This window comes from Planomonospora corallina, assembly GCF_042650625.1.
Taxonomy (GTDB): domain Bacteria; phylum Actinomycetota; class Actinomycetes; order Streptosporangiales; family Streptosporangiaceae; genus Planomonospora_B; species Planomonospora_B corallina.
In genome coordinates this window covers 28233-47271 of the sequence record NZ_JBHSBM010000042.1, presented here as the reverse complement: position 1 = coordinate 47271, position 19039 = coordinate 28233, and the positions used below count along the sequence as shown (strand labels likewise).

Here is a 19039-nt window from a genome sequence, read left to right as displayed (position 1 = left end):
CCGCGGTCTACGGCACCAGCGTGAAGTACCCGCCCCGGTTGTTCCTGACGGCTCTGAAATGCCGGTGGTCGATGGTCGCGATCTTCTGCACTCCCAATCGCTCGGCCACCGCGATCACGGCCGCATCCACCGCACCCAGCGGGAAGTCGGCGTACTTCACCACCAGCGCCTTCATACGCGCGACGTCCGCGGTGGTCAGCGGTTCCATCATCAGTTCACCGTCCACGACGGCCTGGAGGAAGCCTGCCTCGGCAACCGGTCCCACCCGTGACTCCAGCAGCCAGCACACCTCAGCCAGCACAGGGCCCGGAACGACCAGCGGCCCTGGATGCGCCTCGAGAAGCTCCAGGCAACGGTCATGATCCTGGTCTTTCCGGTTCATCACCGCATACAGGGGTCCGGTGTCGCAGACCAGCATCAGCCGTTCCCGAACCGTCCGCGCAGGATCTCCTCAACCCGCTGCGCGCTGTCCGGTTCGTCCTCGATGATCCCTGCGAACGAGAGCCGACCGCGCCGGCCACCCGATTCGGCGGAAGGCGACGGTTCGTTCTCGACGAGTTCCAACGCGACGGCCCGCAGGGCCCGAACCTGCTTCAGCGTCAAGCGGTCGACCAGGCGATGGAGGTCGTCGTACTCTTCCGGTGCCGCGCTCATGAAGACGAGTTTACGATGTCCACCGGTCACCGGACATCACGCTGCGTAGAGCACCTGGGCTTCGCCGAGGACTTCGTCGCGGATGACCCAGTGGAGCCCTTCCTTGGAGACCACATCGACCTTCCGGCCGAGCAGCTCCTCCAGCTCCTCCTGGAACCCGAAGAACTCGAGTCCGATGTCGTTGCCGGGCCTGAGGACATAGAGGAAGTCGACGTCGCTGTCCGGGCGGTCCTCGCCACGGGCGACGGAGCCGAAGACCGCCAGCTCCGCGATGCCGTACTTCCGGCACAGTCTGATGAGCTGCGGGCGGATGGTCGTGAAGTCAACACTCATGTCGCCTCCCGATTCCCATGCTGCCATGCCGCTCCACCCGCCGCACGGCCCTGACTCCGTCCTTCCTCCTGGCTGCGTACCGCACTCGGCTCACCCGGAGGGACACCGCCCACCCTTGGAAGAACGGTCCCGAACCGCTCGACCACCCCCGGCTCAGGCGCGGCGGGCGAGGGTGACGATGATCCGGCTCTCGCCGGTGACCGGCCCGCGGTGCCAATCGCCGTACTGGGCCTCGACCGCGAACCCGGCCCCGGTCAGGAACGCCCGCAGCTCGGGCGCGTCCAGGAAGCGCAGGCTCGTCCGGTCGACCCGCAGGACGGCGCCGTCCGGGTCTTTGACCGTCTCGGTGAACGTCACGACGTCCCCGGCCACCGACTCGACCCGGTGCTCCACCCGGAGCGCGCGGCCGGCGACGTCCACGACCTCGGCCGCGTTCTCCGGGGTCCAGTCCTCCCAGGCACGCGCCTGCGGGTGACGCGTCTCGAAGGCGAACAGGCCGCCGTCGCGGAGCGCCGCCCGGATCGCGGCGAGCGAGGCGCGCAGCCCGTCATCGTCCACCAGGCACTGGAAGGCGTTGCTCGCCATGACCGCCAGGTCGAACTCCCGGTCCCAGGCCGCGTCCGCGGCGACGCCCTCGACCCACTCGACGTCGGTGCGCCGCCGGGCCCGCTCCAGCGCCGCCCGGTCCGGGTCGAGGCCGGCGAGCCGCCCGGTGTGCCCGCGCTCGCGCGCCCGGTGCAGCATGCTCCCCGTCCCGCACCCCACGTCCAGCACGGCGCCGGCGGCCGTCACCAGGCCGTCGTAGAAGGCGTCGCCGGGATGGCGCTCGGGATCCCACGGATACATCAGGTCGTAGAGGGCGGCGGCGTCCGCGTCGGCGAAGATCACAGCGGCAGTCTCCTCAGGGCGCCCCGCGGCGGTCAAGCCGCGTTCCGCTGTGACGGTCACTGTGACGGTCACTGTGACGACCACTGCGACGACCACTGCGACGACCACTGCGACGACCACGACGCCGGCCCCGGCGGCGCTGCGGACGGGCCGCCTCGCGGCCGGGGAGCCCGGCCGGGGCGTCCGGGCCGCCGGGCGCATCGTCAGGATCGGCACGGCCGGCTCGGCATCGGTGCGGGAGGAGATCCGTGCGAGAGGAGATCCGTGCGAGAGGAGATCCGTGCGAGAGTTCCGGCGGTGGATGTCAAGACGGCGGCGGCGGATCCGACCGACCTGTTGAAGGGCCCGCTCCGGGGCCCGTGGACCACGAGGAGCACGAGATGCAGTTCCTGATCAGCATGCACATCAACCCCGCTGTGCTGGACGCGCTGACCGACGAGGAGAGGGCGGCGATCGGCGACGGCCACGGCAGGTTCATCGAGGAGCTGAGGGAGTCCGGAGAGCTGATCACCACGCAGGCGCTGGCCGACCCGTCGCAGGCCGCCGTGGTGTCCGTGCGCAACGGCCAGCCGGTCGTGACCGACGGCCCCTTCCTGGAGGCCAAGGAGTACCTGGGCGGCTTCTACCTGATCGACTGCGAGGACAGGGATCGGGCGATCGAGCTGGCGGCGCGGATCCCGGACGCCGCGATCGAGGGCCTGGGCATCGAGGTGCGCCAGGTGATGTTCGCTGCCGGACAATTGGAGGCATGACGACACAGGCCATCGAGGACCTGCTGCGTGAACTCACGCCGCAGGTCCTCGGCGCGTTGACACGCCGGAACGGCCGGTTCGAGGAGTGCGAGGACGCCGTGCAGGAGGCCGTCCTCGCCGCCGCCGTGCAGTGGCCGGCCGAGGGCGTGCCGGGCAACCCCCGGGGCTGGCTGATCACCGTCGCCTCCCGGCGCCTCATCGACCAGGTGCGCAGCGACCACGCACGCCGCGAGCGGGAGGCGGCAACGGCCGCCGAGGCGGCGCCCGAGGACGTGCCGGACACCGACGACAGCCTCGTCCTGCTGTTCCTGTGCTGCCACCCGGCGCTGACGCCGGCCTCCCAGACCGCGCTGACGCTGCGCGCGGTCGGTGGTCTGACCACCGCCGAGATCGCCCGCGCGTTCCTGGTGCCGGAGGCCACGATGGCGGCCAGGATCAGCCGGGCCAAGCAGCGCATCAAGGCCGCCGGCGGCTCGTTCGGCCTGCCGCGCGGCGCGGAGCTCGACGAACGGCTCCGGGTCGTCCTGCACGTGCTCTACCTGATCTTCAACGAGGGCTACACCGCCACCTCGGGCGGCGAGCTGCACCGCGCCGACCTCGCCCGCGAGGCGATCCGGCTGACCAGGATGGTGCACGCACAACTGCCCGGGGGCAGTGAGGTGACCGGGCTGCTCGCGCTGATGCTGCTGACCCACGCCCGCAGGGAGGCCCGCACGACGGCGGCGGGCGACCTGGTGCCGCTGGACGAGCAGGACCGCGCGAAATGGGACCGCGCGCTGATCGACGAGGGCACCGCACTGGTCAAGGAGGCACTGGCCCGTCCGGCGCTGGGGCCGTACCTGCTGCAGGCCGCCATCGCCGCCACGCACGCCGACGCGGCCACGGCCGAGGAGACCGACTGGCGGCAGGTGCACGCCCTCTACCTGATCCTGGAACGGATCGCGCCCAACCCGATGGTCACCCTCAACCGGGCGGTCGCGCTCGCCGAGACCGAGGGCCCACCGGCCGGGCTGGCCCTGCTGGCCACCCTGGACGGCGACGAGCGGATGGCCGGGCACCACCGGCTGCTGTCCGTACGGGCGCACCTGCTGGAGAAGGCGGGCGACCCGGCCGGGGCGCACGAGCACTACCGGCGCGCCGCGAAGGCCACCGCCAGCCTCGCCGAGCGGCGCTACCTGGAGTCCCGGGCCGGCCGGGTGAGGACCTGAGCGGACGCCGGGGAACCGGCGCTCACGCCGCCTCCCGGCTCTGACGGTCACCTCCCGGCTCTGACAGGACCGGCCCGGCCGGGGAAGCGAACTCCCCGGCCGGGCCGGTCCGTCGGCACAGGCCCGTCAGACGCCGGTGGGGTGCCAGACGGTCTTGGTCTCCAGGAAGGCCGTCATGCGCCGGGTGCCGGGGTCGGCGTACCAGTCGGCCGCCGCCGGGCGGAGCACCCGCTTGAGGTTCTCCGCCGCGGCCTGCTCGCACGCGACCGCCAGCTCCTCGTCGGCCACGCCGGTCAGGTCGACGGCGTTGACGTCCATGTGCGCGGCCAGCCAGGGCGCGAGCTCCTTCACCGAGCCGGTGAGGATGTTCACCACGCCGCCGGGCAGGTCGGAGGTGGCGAGCACCTCCGCCAGCGTGATCGACGGGAGCGGCGCCCGCTCACCGGCGACCACCACGCACGTGTTCCCGGTGACGATCACCGGGGCGATCACCGAGACGAGCCCCAGCAGCGGCTCGTCCGGCGCGACCACCGCGACCACGCCGGTCGGCTCCGGCGAGGAGAGGTTGAAGTACGGCCCGGCGACCGGGTTGGCCGCCCCCGCCACCGAGGCGATCTTGTCCGACCACCCCGCGTACCAGACGAGCCGGTCGATCGCCGCGTCCACGACCTCCTCGGGCCGCTCCGTGCCCGCGTCGGCCAGCTCGGCGGCGAACTGCGCCCGGCGGCCCTGGAGCATCTCGGCGATCCGGTAGAGGATCTGGCCCCGGTTGTAGGCCGTCGCGCCCGACCAGCCGCCGAAGGCCTTGCGGGCCGCGACGACCGCCTCGCGGGCGTCCTTGCGGGAGGCCTTCGAGGCGTTGGCCAGGAACTCACCTGTCGAGGAGGTCACCGCGTAGGACCTTCCGCTCTCCGACCGCGGGAACGCCCCGCCGATGTACAGCTTGTACGTCTTGCGCACGTCCAGCCGCAGGGGCGACCGCCCGTTCCCGCCGGTCTGCGCGCCGGCCGGTGCGGCCGCCGGCGCGGCGGGCCGGTCCTCTCCGGTACGCGCCCGGCCGGGCCTGACGGCCCGGCGCCCGGCCTGCTTCTCGTCGGCCGCCGGCTTGCCCGGCTGCTCCGCCTCAGTCATTTCCGCGCCCCCTCCACGTGCTCTGCTGCTGTGCCAGCCGTACCGGCACGAAGACCTGGCCGCAGCGGCTCACGCCGCACCGGTGGGCGAACCAGCCCCGCGGCTCCGGACGGCCGACCCTGGCGTAGCCGTGCCCCCGGGTGCTCTGCGCCCGGCGGGCCCTGCGGACCCGGGAGGTGCGGCCCGAACTCTGGTGCTCACACATCGAGATAGGCCTCCAACCCGTGCCGCCCGCCCTCGCGGCCGTAGCCGGACTCCTTGTACCCGCCGAACGGGGAGGTGGGGTCGAACTTGTTGAAGGTGTTGGCCCACACCACGCCCGCGCGGAGCCGGTCGGCCATCCACAGGATGCGCGAGCCCTTCTCCGTCCAGACGCCGGCCGACAGGCCGTACGGGGTGTTGTTGGCCTTCTCCACGGCCTCGGCCGGGGTGCGGAAGGTCAGCATGGCCAGGACCGGGCCGAAGACCTCGTCCCGGGCGATCCGGTGCGACTGCGCGACACCGGTGAAGATCGTCGGCGGGAACCAGAAGCCCCGGGACGGCAGCTCGCACGGCGGCGACCAGCGCTCGGCGCCCTCGGCCTCTCCGATGTCGGACAGCTCCCGGACCCGGGCGAGCTGCACCTCGGAGTTGATCGCGCCGATGTCGGTGTTCTTGTCCATCGGGTCGCCCAGCCGGAGCCTGCCGAGACGGGTCTTGAGCGCCTCCAGCAGGTCGCCGGCGACCGACTCCTGGACCAGCAGCCGCGAGCCGGCGCAGCAGACGTGGCCCTGGTTGAAGAAGATGCCGTCGACGATGCCCTCGACGGCCTGGTCGATCGCGGCGTCGTCGAAGACGATGTTGGCGGCCTTGCCGCCCAGCTCCAGGGTGAGCTTCTTGCCGGTGCCCGCGACCGAGCGCGCGATGAGCCGGCCGACCTCGGTGGAGCCGGTGAAGGCGACCTTGTCGACGTCCGGGTGGTTCACCACGGCCGCGCCGGTCTCCCCCGCGCCGGTGACGATGTTCACCACGCCGGGCGGGAGCTCGGCCTGCCGGCAGATGTCCGCGAAGAGCAGCGCGCTCAGCGGCGTCGTCTCGGCGGGCTTGAGCACGACCGTGTTGCCGCAGGCCAGCGCCGGGGCGACCTTCCACGCGAGCATGAGCAGCGGGAAGTTCCACGGGATGACCTGCCCGGCCACGCCCAGCGGCCTGGGGTCGGGGCCGTAGCCGGCGTGGGCGAGCTTGTCCGCCCAGCCCGCGTAGTAGAAGAAGTGCGCCGCGACCAGCGGCAGGTCCACGTCGCGCGACTCGCGGATCGGCTTGCCGTTGTCCAGCGTCTCCAGCACCGCCAGCTCGCGCGAGCGCTCCTGGATGATGCGGGCGATCCGGAACAGGTACTTGGCCCGCTCGGAGCCGGGCAGCGCCGACCAGGTGCCGAACGCCTTGCGGGCGGCCCGCACGGCGCGGTCGACGTCCGCGTCCGTGGCCGTGGCCACCTCGGCCAGCGTCTCCTCGGTCGCGGGGTTGACGGTCTTGATGGGGGCGCCCGACCCGTCGGTGAACTCGCCGTCGATGAACAGGCCGTAGGACGGCTGGATGTCGACGACGTCGCGGGACTCGGGTGCCGGTGCGTATTCGAACATCGCCTCAGTCCAGGGTGAAGTAGTCGGGGCCCGCGTACCGGCCGGTCGCCATCTTCTGGCGCTGCATCAGCAGGTCGTTGAGGAGGGACGAGGCGCCCAGGCGGAACCAGTCGGGATCGAGCCAGCCCTCGCCGACGGTCTCGTTGACCATGACGAGCATCTTGATCGCGTCCTTGGTGGTGCGGATGCCCCCGGCGGGCTTGACGCCGACCTTGCGCCCGGTCACCGCGAGGAAGTCTCGGACCGCCTCCAGCATGATGAGCGTGACCGGCGGGGTCGCCGCGGGCTGGATCTTCCCGGTGGACGTCTTGATGAAGTCGGCGCCGGCCAGCATCGCCAGCCAGGACGCACGCCGTACGTTGTCGTAGGTCGCGAGCTCCCCGGTCTCGAGGATGACCTTCAGGTGCGCCGGGCCGCAGGCGGCCTTGACGGCGACGATCTCCTCGTGGACCTTCAGGTAGTCGCCGGACAGGAACGCGCCGCGGTCGATCACCATGTCGATCTCGTCGGCGCCGGCGGCCACCGCGAGCGCGGTGTCGGCGACCTTGACCTCCAGGGAGGAGCGCCCGCTCGGGAACGCGGTGGCGACGCTGGCCACCTTCACGCCGGAGCCGGCGAGCGCGTCCACCGCCTGGCCGACCATGTCGGGATAGACGCAGACCGCGGCCGTCTTCGGCACGGACGGGTCGCTCGGATCGGGGTGTACGGCCTTGGCGCACATCGCGCGGACCTTGCCGGGCGTGTCCGCGCCCTCCAGGGTCGTCAGGTCCACCATGCGGATGGCCAGGTCGATCGCCTCCGCCTTGGCGGTGGTCTTGATCGACCGGGTGCCGAGCATGGCGGCTCGCTGGTCCGCGCCCACCCGGTCGACGCCGGGCAGGCCGTGCAGGAAGGCTCGCAGCGTGGCACCGGACGAGGCCACGTCAGCGAGCGAAGTAGTCACAGTTGACACCACTCCAGCATGCCGACTCGGATGGTGAGTTCCAAACCGGACGCGGCTGAGGCCGGTAACGACTTTTTGTGAACATTCGCCGAGTTCGGCGGGGGAGCGCCGGAGACGGTCATGGCGGGTCCAAGAACCGCCCGCGGACGTACGGCACGGCGACCGGCCCGCGGGCGTGCGGCACACGCCGCCAGGACCGGCCCGCAGTCCGTACGGCACGGCGACCGGCGGGTGCGCGGCACGTTCCGCCAGGACCGGCCCGCGGGCCGTACGGCCTCAGGCCGCGGTCAGCCCGTGGACGTCGGCCAGCAGCTCGACGGAGCGCAGCCAGGCCTTCCTGTCCGGGGCCATGGAGACCACGATCAGCTCGTCGGCCTGGGCGTGCCCGGCGAAGCGGCCGAGGTACTCCTCCACCTCCGCCGGGGTCCCGACGGCGGAGTAGCGGGCCATGTTCAGCAGCTGGCGCCCGGCCGGGGACTCCAGGACCATGTCCGCCTCCTCCGGCGTGAACGTCCGGCCCCGGCCGAGCAGCAGGCTCACCCGCTTGCGCTTGGCGTCCAGGAACTGCTCCTGCGCCTCCTGGGCGGTGTCCGCGGCGATGACGTTGACCCCGGCGATGACGTACGGCCGGTCGAGCTGCGCGGAGGGCCTGAACTCCCGCCGGTAGAGGGCGACGGCCTCCTCGAGCGCGTCCGGGGCGAAGTGGGAGGCGAAGGCGTACGGGAGCCCGAGCGCGGCGGCGAGCTTCGCCCCGAACAGCGAGGAGCCGAGGATGTACAGCGGCACGTCCGTGCCCCTGCCGGGGGTGGCGTTCACGCCCGGGATGCGGGTCTCGCCGGTCAGGTACCCCTGCAGCTCCAGGACGTCCTCCGGGAAGGCGTCCGCGGAGGCGGGACCGCGGCGCAGCGCCCGCATGGTCTGCTGGTCGCTGCCCGGCGCCCGGCCGAGACCGAGGTCGATGCGGCCCGGGTGCAGCGTCTCGAGGGTCCCGAACTGCTCGGCGATGGTCAGCGGGGAGTGGTTGGGCAGCATGACGCCGCCGGCGCCCAGGCGGATCGTCCGGGTGTGCGCGGCCACGTGCGCGATGAGCACGCTGGTCGCCGAGGAGGCGATGGTGTCCATGTTGTGGTGCTCGGCGTACCAGACCCGCAGGTAGCCCAGCTCCTCGGCGCGCCGGGCCAGCGCCACGCTGGCGTCGAAGCTGTCGGCCGCCGTCTCCCCGTCGCCGATGTGGGCCAGGTCGAGGATGGAGAGCGGGAGGGGGCGGGGAAGCGCCATGGCGGGCGGGCCTTTCTCTGACGAGGCGTTCTCTGCGGGACGTCCCTGGGCGGACGCGGTCCGGAGGGTCCGGCCGTTCGGCGGGCCCGGAGCGGCGCTCCGGCGGAGCCGGACAGGGGCGCGCACCCGGCCGGGAGGCGTCGCCGCGGTGCACGCTGTGCAACCACGGCGGCCCTCCGGTTATTTCGACCGGGCTGCCTCAGACGGCGGACGGAGGCGCCTCAGACGCCCGGCCGGGGGTGCCTCAGATGGCGGAGAGAGGTGCCTCAGACGCCCGGCCGGGCGGGAACGGGCTGCTCAGGACGGGTCCCGGAGGGGAACGGCCAGCCGGACCGGGACCGCCTCAGACCTCCGGCCGGGGCCGGGACGGGCCGCCTTAGGGCACGCCGGGGCAGGCCCTAAGCATTCGTAGGACGAATCGACGCCGGAGATAAGGCATCCGTCCGATGTGGCACCGGGGGCCTTAGGCCGAATCTTGAGTGTGTAAGGGAATCGACACCACCCAAGGAGGAACCCGACATGGGTCCCGAGCTCCACCTCCAGATGATGACCAGCCGCCATGACGAGTTCATCGCCGAGGCCACCGAGTACCGCCTGGCCCGCGCGGCCGAGGCCGTACGGAAGATCCGCTCCGGGGGCGAGCGCCGCCGCGCGCTGCGCCTCTTCGGCAAGACCGTCTCCGCATGACGCCCGCACGAGAGCCCGGCCGCATTCCCCACCGCGGCCGGGCCTCTCAGCCTCCGTAGCCTCCCCGCTGGGCCCGCACGGGCTCGGATAAAAGGAGGAACGAATGCAGAAGGCATGACATGCTGGAAAACATGATGGGTCGGACGGTGAGCCCCGTCTTCGTGGGGCGGGAGAACGAACTCGCCGACCTGGACGAGGCGTTCACCCGGGCACGGGGGAAGACCGCGTCCGCCGTGCTGCTCGGCGGAGAGGCCGGGGTCGGCAAGAGCCGGCTGGTCACCTGCTTCGCCGAGCTGGCCGCCCGCGACGGCGCGCTCGTGCTGACCGGCGGCTGCGTCGAGCTGTCCGCCGAGGGCCTCGCCTACGCCCCCTTCACCGCGGCGATCCGCCAGCTGGTCCGCGAGCGCGGGGCCGACGAGGTCGCGGCACTGCTGCCGGAGGGCGCGGCCCGCGACCTGGCCCGGCTGCTGCCCGAGTTCGGCGAGCCCGGCGGCGACACCGAGAGCGACACCGCGCGCGCCCGGCTCTTCGAGCAGATCCTGACCCTGCTGGAGCGCCTGGCCGAGCAGCGCCCCGTCATCCTCCTCATCGAGGACATCCACTGGGCCGACCGGTCCAGCCGCGACCTGATCGCCTTCCTCAGCCGCAACCTGTGCACCGCGCCGGTGCTGATGGTCCTCACCTACCGCTCCGACGACCTGCACCGCCAGCACCCGCTCCGGCCGGTCCTGGCCGAGCTGGGCCGGATGGACGGGGTCCTTCGGATGGACCTGCCCCGGCTCACCCAGGACGAGGTCGCCGCGCAGATGGCCGGCATCCTCGGCGCCGCCCCGGAGTTCGCCCGGGTGCTGGAGGTCCACCGGCGCAGCGAGGGCATCCCGCTCTTCGTCGAGGCCCTCATGGAGTGCGGCGGCGGCTCCCTCCCCGACTCCCTGCACGACCTGATCATCAGCTCCGTCGAGCAGCTCCCGGACGAGACCCAGCGTGTGCTGCGCGTGGCCGCCGCGGGCGGCATCCGGGTCGGCCACGACCTGCTCGCCGCCGTCACCGGCCTGTCCGGCGTGGAGCTGGAGGACGCCATCCGGCCCGCCGTCGCGGCCAACGTGGTCCAGGTCGCCGACGGCCGCGCCTACGCCTTCCGGCACGCCCTGATCCGCGAGGCCGTCCACGACGAGCTCCTGCCCGGCGAGCACGTGCGGCTGCACGCCCGCTTCGCCGAGGAGATCGGGCGCGACCGCACGCTGGTCCCGCCCGGCCGGGCCGCCATCGAGATCGCCCACCACTGGTACTCCGCCCGCGACGACGTGTGGGCCCTGGTCTCGGCCTGGGAGGCCGCGCAGGAGGCCGCCCGGACCTTCGCCTACAACGAGAAGGTGCAGCTGCTGGAGCGGGTGCTCGCGCTGTGGAGCAAGGTGCCAGACGCCGCCGCCCGGATCGGCGCGGACCACACCACGGTGCTGGAGCAGGCCTCGGAGGCCGCGCACGCCTGCGGGGAGTACGACCGCGGCGTGAAGTTCACCAAGGCGGCCCTCGCCGAGCTGGACGAGGAGGCCGAGCCGGAGCGGGTCGCCGAGCTGGTCGTACGGCTCTCGCAGCTGAAGCTGGGCAAGCGGCGCCCCGGGGCGCTCGACGACCTGCGCCACGCCGAGCGGCTGGCGCCCACCGGGAGCCTGGCCCGCGCCCGCGTGCTGGCCAGGCTCGGCTCGTACCTGATTTTCCGCAACGAGGTGGACGAGGGGACGGCGCTCACCGAGGAGGCCCTGGCCATCGCCCGCGCCCACGGCGACGAGTGCCTGGAGGCCGACCTGCTGCTCAATCTCGGGGTGGGCCACTCGACCGCCGGCCGCTCCCTGCTCATGCTCGAGGCCAACGAGGTCGCGCTGGAGATCGGCAGGCGGCTGCACTCCGGCCGGATCGTGCTGCGCGCCCTGGCCAACACCGTGGACGCGCTGAACAACCTGGGCCGCTCGGCCGAGGCCGTCGAGCTGGCGCTGGAGGGCGAGCGGCTGGCCAAGGAGTACGGCCGGCACCGCACCCAGGGCGCCTTCATCGCCGGCAACCGCGCCGAGGCGCTGGAGGCGCTGGGCCGCTTCGAGGAGGCCGCCGAGGTGACCGAGCGGGAGCTGGCCAAGGACCCCTCCATCCGCGACCGGCACCACCTGAGCCGGACCCGCGCGGAGGTCGCCGCCGCGCGCGGCGAGATCGAGGTGCTCAGGTCCGTGCTGGCGATGTTCGGTCCCTGTCCCGAGCAGGAGGAGTTCACCCAGGAGGCGGTCGCCAACACCTGCCTCGCCATCCGCCTCCACCTGCTGGAGGGCGCGCCGGAGGCCGCGCTGGAGGTGGCCGGGCGGATGACGCTGGAGGCGCGCGTCCTGAACAAGTCCGAGCTGGGCTGGCGGCTGGTCGCCCAGATCGCCGAGGCGTGCGAGGCAGCCGCACCGGTCGCCCCGGAGCGGGCCGCGGCGCTGCGCCGCCGGGTCGAGGAGGCCGTCGCCGCGATGACCGCGGACGGCCCGGTCGCCGAGGCCTACCGGCTCTGCTTCGACGGCGACCACGACGCCGCGGCCGCCGCCTGGGACCGGATCGACCGCCCCTTCCGCCGGGCCGCGGCGCTGCTCCGGGCGGCCCGGGCCGCGGCCGCCTCGGGCGACCGCGAGGGCGCCGCCGTACGGCTCCGCGCGGCTCACCCGGTCGCGGTGCGGGTGGGCGCCCGGCCCCTGGTGGCCGAGATCGAGTCCCTGGCCCGCCGGATCGGCGCGGTGCTCGCCCAGGACGCGCCGGAGGGAGCCCGGGAGAACGGCGCCGCGGGCAGGACCGGGGACCCGGCCGGGGACGGTGTCCCGGCGCTCACCCCGCGCGAGCAGGAGGTGCTCCGTCTCGTCGCCCTGGGACGCTCGAACCGGGACATCGCCGCCGAGCTGTTCATCTCGGCCAAGACGGTGAGCGTGCACGTCTCGAACATCCTGGCCAAGCTCGGTGTGTCCACCCGCGGCGAGGCCGCCGCGGCCGCCCACCGCCTCGCCCTGATCGGCTGAGGCCCTCCCCGGCGGTCCCGGCCGGTCGTTCTCCCGTCGGTCCGCGTCGGTCCGCGTCGCTCCCGAGGGCGGACTCCGGAGAGCGGATCCGGGCGCGGACGCCGGAGAGCGGATCCGGGCGCGGACGCCGGAGAGCGGATCCGGGCGCGGACGCCGGAGAGCGGATCCGGGGCCGGGCCGCCGGCCGGGGACCGGCGGGTCAGGCCGGGGTGTCGCCCCGGCGGATCTCCTCGATGGAGGTCCGCATCGCCTCGGCGGCCCGGGTGAACCAGTCGGCCAGCACGGCGATCTCATCGGGCGAGTAGTCGGCGAACAGCTCGCCGAGCCGGTCGTAGAAGGGCTGGTAGACCGCGACGACGCGGGCCGCGGCGGAGGCGTCGGCGATGATCCGGATGCGGCGGCGGTCCGCTGGGTCGGCCTGCCGGTGCGCGTAACCGGCCCGTTCGAGGCGGTTGACGACGCCGGTGATGGCGCCGGTGGTCAGGTTCGCCTTCTCCGCGAGGGCGCCGGCGGTCAGGGGTTCGTCCCCGGCGTCCCAGATGTGGGCCAGGCAGGTGAGGTCGGTGGCGTTCAGGCCCAGCCGCTGGGCGATCTCGTTCTGCCCGACGATGCCCAGCGCGATGAGCCGGTCCATGCCGGCCAGCGCCTGGGCGGGTGACGCGGCGGGGCGGGACTTGCCCTCCACTGACATTCTCCTTAGAATCTAAGATATTTAGTACGTGAGATAAGTCTTCTTCCACCCTACCCCGGGAGAGCCGGGTCCACCGAGGAGAGCGGTCATGAGCGGCGTGCACGGCGACTACGACCTTGGCCACACGGTGGCGGGCTGGACCGGGTGCGCCCTGGCCGTCACCGGCTCCGCCGCGGTGGGCGCCTCCATCTGCGCTGCCTGGCTCCCCGGCGTCTGGCTGGGGACCGGCGTCATCGCCGCCGCCGGGCTGACCACCTGGGTGCTGCACCTGATGGGCTGGGGGAAGCCGAGCGGGCCCCGGCCGTCGCAGGAGCGGGACTGGCGGGTGCGCGATCCCATGACGGCGCACGCCGGCTGCCTCGGCTGCCGGCTGGCCGGGCGGCGGGCCCGGCACGGGACCGGACAGGAGGCCGGGCGGCGGACCGGACAGGAGGCCGGAGCGGCCCGGGACACCCGCGAGGCCACCGCGGCCCTCCTCACATCCTCCGGGTGAGAGCACCGGTCAGGCCAGCACCGGCTCGGCGAGCAGGAGCACGCCGAAGACCGCGAACGCGGCGGCGGCGCCGTACCGCACGACCTTCTCCGGCAGGTTCTTGCCGAGCATGAGGCCGACCGCGATGGCCAGCGCGTCGGCGGCGACCATGCCGACCGTCGAGCCGATCCAGGTGCCGACCCAGTCGTGCTGGGTGGCCAGGGTGATGGTGGCGAGCATGGTCTTGTCACCCAGCTCGGCCAGGAAGAAGGCCACGGTCACCGCGATGAGCGCCGACCGGGTGGTGCGCCTGGCCTTGCCCGCCTCCTCCTCGGTCAGCTCGTCCCCGCGGAGCGTCCACAGGGCGAAGCCGAGGAAGGCGATGCCCGCCACGATCGTGATGGCGGTGGTGGGGAGGAAATCACCGGCCAGCCCGCCCAGGGCGACGCTGACGAGGTGGACCACCGTGGTGGCCAGGGTGATGCCGGCCAGGACCGGCCACGGCCTGAACCGGGTGGCGAAGGTCATCGCCATGAGCTGACTCTTGTCGCCGAGCTCGGCCACGAAGATGACAGCAAGACTGAGCCAGAACGCTTCCAACGGGGTCGCCCTTCACGCGCGTGCGACCGGGCCGGAAGGGGTGCACCCGGGGGTTTCGGGCACGCTCCGGCCCGGCGGCACCTTTTCGGTATGCCTGCCAGGCCGAAGGTCTCGTCCGCCTGTGGATGCCAGGCCCGCGTGACCGGGCGCCCGCAGGGCGCCAGTGTGTCGATCACGCGATTGGGACTACTCCCCCTCGGGTGTTTCCACCAGACCCTAACACCCCTGCCCTGCTGCTCATTCCCGCCTCCGCACGATCGGGGACGACCGCCGCGGGGAGGGATCAGAGACGGGTCCCGACGAGGACGGGCTCGTTGACGAGCGTCACACCGAACTTCTCGTGCACCCCGTCCCGGACCTCCCTGGCCAGGTCGAGGAGGTCCTCCGTACGGGCCGCCAGCTCCGGGTTGGTCAGGGCGAGGGTGTGCTTGGTGGAGATCCTGGCCGGGCCGCGCCGGTAGCCCTTGGGGAACCCGGCGTTCTCGATCAGCCAGGCGGCGGGGACCTTCACCGCCCCGCCGGGCATGTCCCAGCGGGGGAAGCCCGGGGCGCGCAGTTCCAGCTCGGCCGCCTGCCCGGCGTCCAGCACCGGGTTGGTGAAGAACGAGCCCGCGCTCCGGGTGTCCGGGTCGGCGGGGTCGAGGACCATGCCCTTGCCCGCGCGCAGCGCCAGGACCGCCCGCCGGGCCTCGGCGAGCGGCACCCGCTCCCCCTGCTCGACGCCGAGCCGCAGTGCCAGCTCGCGATAGGCGACCGGACCGGAGAGCCCGCCGTCCCCGCCCGCCCTCGGCAGGGCGTAGGTGACCGCCAGCACGACGTGCCGGCCGGGCTCCCGCTTGAAGACGCTGTGCCGGTAGGCGAAGGCGCACTCGGCCGCGGTCAGGTCGCGCACCCGGCGGGCCGTGCGGTCGTAGACCCGGACGGAGGTGATCGTCTGCGAGACGTCCTGCCCGTAGGCGCCGACGTTCTGGATGGGCGTGGAACCGACCTGCCCGGGGATGCCCGACAGGCACTCGATCCCGGACCGCCCCTCCGCCACGGCCCGCTCGACCAGCGCGTCCCAGTCCTCCCCGGCCTCCGCGGTGACCAGGTCGCCGTCGGACTCGACGCCGCGCGACGCGACGCGCACCACCAGCCCGTCGAAGCCCTCGTCGGAGACGACCAGGTTGCTCCCGCCGCCGAGCACGAGCACCGGCTCACCCGCCCGGTCGGCCTCCGCGACCAGTTCGACGAGTTCCTCGGCCGACCCCGCCTCCACGAACGCCCGCGCCGGACCGCCCAGCCCCAACGTCGTGTACGGCGCCAGCCGTACCCCTGCGACCCGCTCAGCCATGCCCCATCCCCAGCAGACCCGACAAAATACGCGCCCCAGCCTATGCGGCGCCGGTAATCCCGGACACGGCCCTCCTGGACACGACTGAACCCGGCACGGCCGAACCGTCACGTGCTCGCCCGCCGGGACCGGCGCGTACGGACGGGACCACCGGCGCGGGTCACGTACGGGCGAGCCCGGCGTGGGCCGCGTACGGCAGATCACGGGTACGCATCGCCTACGGCGGACCACCGGCACGGGCCCCCTACGGCCGACCGACGGCACGGCCACCGGCACGGATCGCCTACGGCGGACCACTGCGACGGGTGACGTGCGACGGGCCGGAAGCTCACCGCGTGCCGCCGCGCCCTTCCGGTTTCGGAGACCCCGCCGGGTCCTCGTCCTGTCCCTGCGGCATGGCCTCGTCCAGCCGCGACACCGACAGGCTCCCGTCCCACAGCCGCTGGGAGGCGACCATGCGCTCGGCGTTGCCCTCCAGTTCGTTGTCGCCCTCCCGGCCGACGAGCTCGGCGCCCTCGGGCGACTGCTCCGGGTACGCCTCCTCGTCGGCGAGCAGCTTGGCGCCGGGCGGGTCGACCCGCTCGGGGGCGCCGGTCCGCCGCGCGGCCTCCGACACTTCTTCGACGGGCCGGTCGTGGACCCGCTCACCAGCCCTCTCCTCGGCCCGTTCACTGACATGACGTGGTGTTTCGTCCATGCCGGACGCCTACCCACGGGCCGGGGGAAGATGCTCATTCCCCGGCCCGGACGGGCTTCCCGGCGGAGACGGGGCCAGGAGAGACGGACCGCCGCGTGGACCTCCGGAGATGACGGCTCCGGAAGAACCGGGAGCACCGCATGAACCTCCGGAGATGACAGCGCCGGAAGAACCGGGAGCACCGCATGAACCTCCGGAGATGACAGCGCCGGAAGAACCGGGAGCACCGCATGAACCTCCGGAGATGACAGCGCCGGGAGAGCCGGACCCGGGAAGCGGAGGGCTCGCGAGGGCCGGCCCTCGGAGGCGGCTCAGGAGAGCTGGACCACCGCGCGCGCCTTGGAGAGCACCCGGGAGCCGTCGCAGAGGGCGGTCAGAGCGACCAGCACGCGCTTGTCCTCGAGCTTCTCCTCGATGACGCCGCTCACCGTGATGACGGCGCCCTTGTCGTCGTCAGGGACGACCACCATGGAGGAGAAGCGCACGCCGTAGTCGACGACCGCGGCCGGGTCGCCGGCCCAGTCGGTGACGAAGCGGCCGCCCTGGGCCATGGTGAACATGCCGTGCGCGATGACGTCGGGCAGCCCGACCGTCTTCGCGAAGCGCTCGTTCCAGTGGATGGGGTTGAAGTCCCCCGAGGCCCCGGCGTACATCACCAGGCTGGCGCGGCGCACCGGGTAGTCCACGGCCGGGATCTCCTGCCCGACCTCGACGTCGTCGTACTTGACCGTCGCGGCCATCAGCCCGCACCTCCACGCTCGACGATGGTGTTGTAGGTCGTGCACACGGGCTCGCCCCCGACGGTCGTGACGTCGCTCCGCACGGTGATGAACTCGTTGCGGCCGACGCTGCGGATGTCGGTCACCGTCGAGACGCTGACCAGCTCGTCGCCGGCGTAGATCGGCCGCTGGTACTGGAAGCGCTGCTCGCCGTGGACGACCATCGCGAAGTTCAGGCCGAGATCGGGGTCGGCCAGGAGCGACCCGCCCGCCAGGCTGAACACGATGGGGAAGGTGGGCGGGGCCACGACGTCCGGGTGGCCGGCGGCCTGGGCGGCCTCCCTGTCCCGGTAGATCGGGCTGTTGTCGCCGATCGCCGCCGCGAACTCTCTGATCTTCACTCGACTGACCTCGTAGGGCGCTGAGGGCTCGGAAGCCCGCCCGACGAAATCACGGTTCAGAGCCATCGTGCTCCTTTACGGAATTCGAGCTGGTGAGGCCGACACTAACAGAACAAGGTTCGGGAAACCGGTCCCGTCCCGCTCACCAGGAAACCGTAGCCCGGACCAGGTCCCCTCCGGGTGCGGAGCGTGGTCAACACCTGCCCGGAAAACCTGTACGGAGACGACAAAGGCCCACATCCGGGCACCCGCGTCGGCTCCCACCCGCGCCGGCCAGGAGCGGCCCTCCTCCCAGACCGAAGAGGCCCCCCACAGGCCCTCACCCACGGACACCCATGGAGGTTCCCACAGACCCTCACCCACGGACACCCGCGAAAGACCCCGCCGGCCATCACCCGCGGAGGCCCGATGGACCGGGCCCCCATACGACGAACCGGCGCCCTCGAAGGGAGGGCGCCGGTTCGGCAACGAATATGTTGAGCTGCGCTGAGCGCTGCGGAAGTGCTCTTCTCCCGTCGCGAGCCACGCGAAGCGGGAGGCTCGCCGAGACTAGCGGGTCTCGCGGTGCGCCTGGTGCGTCTTGCAGTTCGGGCAGTACTTCTTGAGCTCAAGCCGGTCCGGGTCGTTACGCCGGTTCTTCCGCGTGATGTAGTTGCGGTGCTTGCACTCCTGGCAGGCCAGCGTGATCTTCGGCCTAACGTCGGTGGCAGCCACGTGGGAGTGCCTTTCTACGTTCGGGACTGGGACGACCCACGCCGGAGCCCCTTCGCTGGGAAGGAGGTCCGGGAGGGTAGTAGCGGAGGCCGGACTTGAACCGGCGACACAACGATTATGAGCCGTTTGCTCTGCCTGACTGAGCTACTCCGCCTTGGAGCCGACGGGGGTCGGCTGCCCTCGCAAGGATACCCGATTCACGGAGCGACCGCGCACCTGTGCAGGTCGGGGCGACTATCGGGAGGTTGTCCCGATGTGCCCGCCCCCGTGCCGGGGACCTTACGCATCTCCGGGTGGCCGCAACAGGCCCACCCAAGCCAAAAGCCCCAACCGGATGGCCAGGGCGTCAGGCTGTGGAGCCCCCAAACGGAATCGAACCGTTGACCTTCTCCTTACCATGGAGACGCTCTGCCGACTGAGCTATAGGGGCCTGTCTGCTTCGCTCTCGCGCTGCGGACAGGTGTAACCATACACGCCCGGACGGCGCGATGCGAAATCCGCTCCCGGAGCCCGGCAGACTGGTCACCGGCAACCCGACCGAGGGGAGACGACCGGTGCAGGAGCAGCGCAGACAGGCGATCCGGGCGCTCGACGAGAGCGACCGCCCCCGACTGTACTGGCACGGGACGGACGCCGGCGGCCACGTCTGGCTGTTCGAGACGGTCATCGACGACGGCGGCGAGTACTGGCCGGTCAGACACGCCGAGCTCGGCGGGGACGGCCTCCCCCGCCGCTACTCCTGGCGCCACCTGGAGGACGAGCACGGCTTCCTGGCCGAGGGTCCGCTCTTCCCGGACGACTTCGGCCTGAACCGGCTGACCGCCGAGGAGTTCGCCGTCCTGTGGGAGGCGCTCGACCGCTGAGCGCCCCCGGCCGGTCCC

At 72.6% G+C, this 19039-nt stretch carries 22 protein-coding genes and 2 tRNA genes; 6 read left to right on the top strand and 18 right to left on the bottom strand.

The genetic code is table 11. The features are described from left to right. Positions 1–7 precede the first annotated feature (7 nt). The 4 genes from ACFOWE_RS28735 to ACFOWE_RS28720 form a co-directional block, all read right to left on the bottom strand. A complete protein-coding gene (locus ACFOWE_RS28735) occupies positions 8–418 on the bottom strand; it encodes a type II toxin-antitoxin system VapC family toxin (protein WP_377293303.1) in 411 nt (136 codons plus the stop codon). Beyond that, entirely contained in the window at positions 418–654 is a 237-nt protein-coding gene (locus ACFOWE_RS28730; RefSeq protein ID WP_377293301.1) for a hypothetical protein, read from the bottom strand. Before ACFOWE_RS28730 ends, ACFOWE_RS28735 begins: the two co-directional genes overlap by 1 nt. Positions 655–690: 36 nt before the next feature. Further along, positions 691–987 (bottom strand): nucleotidyltransferase family protein, encoded by a 297-nt coding sequence (locus ACFOWE_RS28725; RefSeq protein ID WP_377293299.1) that lies wholly within the window; start codon positions 985–987, stop codon positions 691–693. A gap of 153 nt (positions 988–1140) precedes the next feature. Next, entirely contained in the window at positions 1141–1875 is a 735-nt protein-coding gene (locus ACFOWE_RS28720) for a class I SAM-dependent methyltransferase (RefSeq protein WP_377293297.1), read from the bottom strand. A 380-nt stretch (positions 1876–2255) separates the two neighbouring features. On the opposite strand from ACFOWE_RS28720, the gene ACFOWE_RS28715 reads away from it, so the two are divergent. Beyond that, on the top strand, positions 2256–2627 hold the full coding sequence (locus ACFOWE_RS28715) for a YciI family protein (protein WP_377293295.1): 372 nt from the start codon (positions 2256–2258) through the stop codon (positions 2625–2627). Then, on the top strand, positions 2624–3835 hold the full coding sequence (locus ACFOWE_RS28710; RefSeq protein WP_377293293.1) for an RNA polymerase sigma factor: 1212 nt from the start codon (positions 2624–2626) through the stop codon (positions 3833–3835). Before ACFOWE_RS28715 ends, ACFOWE_RS28710 begins: the two co-directional genes overlap by 4 nt. 126 nt (positions 3836–3961) lie before the next feature. Here the strand turns inward: ACFOWE_RS28710 and ACFOWE_RS28705 are convergent, their stop codons facing one another. The 5 genes from ACFOWE_RS28705 to ACFOWE_RS28685 form a co-directional block, all read right to left on the bottom strand. Continuing rightward, positions 3962–4966 (bottom strand): aldehyde dehydrogenase family protein, encoded by a 1005-nt coding sequence (locus ACFOWE_RS28705; RefSeq protein WP_377293291.1) that lies wholly within the window; start codon positions 4964–4966, stop codon positions 3962–3964. After that, positions 4959–5171 (bottom strand): hypothetical protein, encoded by a 213-nt coding sequence (locus ACFOWE_RS28700; protein WP_377293289.1) that lies wholly within the window; start codon positions 5169–5171, stop codon positions 4959–4961. Before ACFOWE_RS28700 ends, ACFOWE_RS28705 begins: the two co-directional genes overlap by 8 nt. After that, complete coding sequence (locus ACFOWE_RS28695; RefSeq protein WP_377293287.1) at positions 5164–6588, bottom strand: aldehyde dehydrogenase family protein; 1425 nt, start codon at positions 6586–6588, stop codon at positions 5164–5166. The genes ACFOWE_RS28700 and ACFOWE_RS28695 overlap by 8 nt, the downstream gene beginning before the upstream one ends. A 4-nt stretch (positions 6589–6592) precedes the next feature. Continuing rightward, the gene (gene deoC, locus ACFOWE_RS28690; RefSeq protein WP_377293285.1) at positions 6593–7531 is read right to left on the bottom strand and encodes a deoxyribose-phosphate aldolase; all 939 of its coding nucleotides are present in this window, start codon (positions 7529–7531) and stop codon (positions 6593–6595) included. Between the two features lie 276 nt (positions 7532–7807). After that, a complete protein-coding gene (locus tag ACFOWE_RS28685; RefSeq protein ID WP_377293283.1) occupies positions 7808–8809 on the bottom strand; it encodes an LLM class flavin-dependent oxidoreductase in 1002 nt (333 codons plus the stop codon). A 519-nt stretch (positions 8810–9328) separates the two neighbouring features. Between ACFOWE_RS28685 and ACFOWE_RS28680 the strand changes: the two genes are divergently transcribed. After that, the gene (locus ACFOWE_RS28680; protein WP_377293281.1) at positions 9329–9496 is read left to right on the top strand and encodes a hypothetical protein; all 168 of its coding nucleotides are present in this window, start codon (positions 9329–9331) and stop codon (positions 9494–9496) included. A 131-nt stretch (positions 9497–9627) separates the two neighbouring features. Further along, positions 9628–12531: an AAA family ATPase gene (locus tag ACFOWE_RS28675; protein WP_377293279.1), complete on the top strand. Its 2904-nt coding sequence runs from the start codon at positions 9628–9630 to the stop codon at positions 12529–12531. A gap of 199 nt (positions 12532–12730) precedes the next feature. Here ACFOWE_RS28675 and ACFOWE_RS28670 read toward each other — a convergent pair whose 3' ends face one another. Continuing rightward, entirely contained in the window at positions 12731–13216 is a 486-nt protein-coding gene (locus tag ACFOWE_RS28670; protein WP_377293277.1) for a MarR family winged helix-turn-helix transcriptional regulator, read from the bottom strand. A 94-nt stretch (positions 13217–13310) separates the two neighbouring features. Here ACFOWE_RS28670 and ACFOWE_RS28665 point away from each other — a divergent pair, with 94 nt between their 5' ends. After that, positions 13311–13715, top strand: coding sequence for an HGxxPAAW family protein (locus ACFOWE_RS28665; RefSeq protein WP_377293275.1), 405 nt, complete (start codon positions 13311–13313; stop codon positions 13713–13715). Between the two features lie 9 nt (positions 13716–13724). On the opposite strand, the gene ACFOWE_RS28660 is transcribed toward ACFOWE_RS28665, so the two are convergent. The 8 genes from ACFOWE_RS28660 to ACFOWE_RS28625 all read right to left on the bottom strand — a co-directional run bounded on the left by ACFOWE_RS28660 (position 13725) and on the right by ACFOWE_RS28625 (position 18588). Beyond that, positions 13725–14294, bottom strand: coding sequence for a TMEM165/GDT1 family protein (locus ACFOWE_RS28660; RefSeq protein ID WP_377293274.1), 570 nt, complete (start codon positions 14292–14294; stop codon positions 13725–13727). 283 nt (positions 14295–14577) lie between these two features. After that, the gene (locus ACFOWE_RS28655) at positions 14578–15627 is read right to left on the bottom strand and encodes a UDP-N-acetylmuramate dehydrogenase (RefSeq protein ID WP_377293272.1); all 1050 of its coding nucleotides are present in this window, start codon (positions 15625–15627) and stop codon (positions 14578–14580) included. 328 nt (positions 15628–15955) lie between these two features. Next, the gene (locus ACFOWE_RS28650; protein WP_377293270.1) at positions 15956–16324 is read right to left on the bottom strand and encodes a hypothetical protein; all 369 of its coding nucleotides are present in this window, start codon (positions 16322–16324) and stop codon (positions 15956–15958) included. Positions 16325–16635: 311 nt separating this feature from the next. Further along, entirely contained in the window at positions 16636–17064 is a 429-nt protein-coding gene (locus tag ACFOWE_RS28645) for a MaoC family dehydratase (protein ID WP_377293268.1), read from the bottom strand. Beyond that, positions 17064–17510, bottom strand: a complete 447-nt coding sequence (locus ACFOWE_RS28640) for a MaoC family dehydratase N-terminal domain-containing protein (protein WP_377293266.1) — start codon at positions 17508–17510, stop codon at positions 17064–17066. Before ACFOWE_RS28640 ends, ACFOWE_RS28645 begins: the two co-directional genes overlap by 1 nt. Before the next feature lie 483 nt (positions 17511–17993). Next, complete coding sequence (gene rpmG, locus ACFOWE_RS28635) at positions 17994–18158, bottom strand: 50S ribosomal protein L33 (RefSeq protein ID WP_030921771.1); 165 nt, start codon at positions 18156–18158, stop codon at positions 17994–17996. An 80-nt stretch (positions 18159–18238) separates the two neighbouring features. After that, a tRNA-Met gene (locus tag ACFOWE_RS28630) sits at positions 18239–18312 on the bottom strand. Between the two features lie 200 nt (positions 18313–18512). Then, positions 18513–18588: transfer RNA gene (locus ACFOWE_RS28625), tRNA-Thr, on the bottom strand. A 58-nt stretch (positions 18589–18646) separates the two neighbouring features. Between ACFOWE_RS28625 and ACFOWE_RS28620 the strand changes: the two genes are divergently transcribed. Beyond that, positions 18647–19021, top strand: coding sequence for a hypothetical protein (locus tag ACFOWE_RS28620; protein WP_377293264.1), 375 nt, complete (start codon positions 18647–18649; stop codon positions 19019–19021). Positions 19022–19039 lie beyond the last annotated feature (18 nt).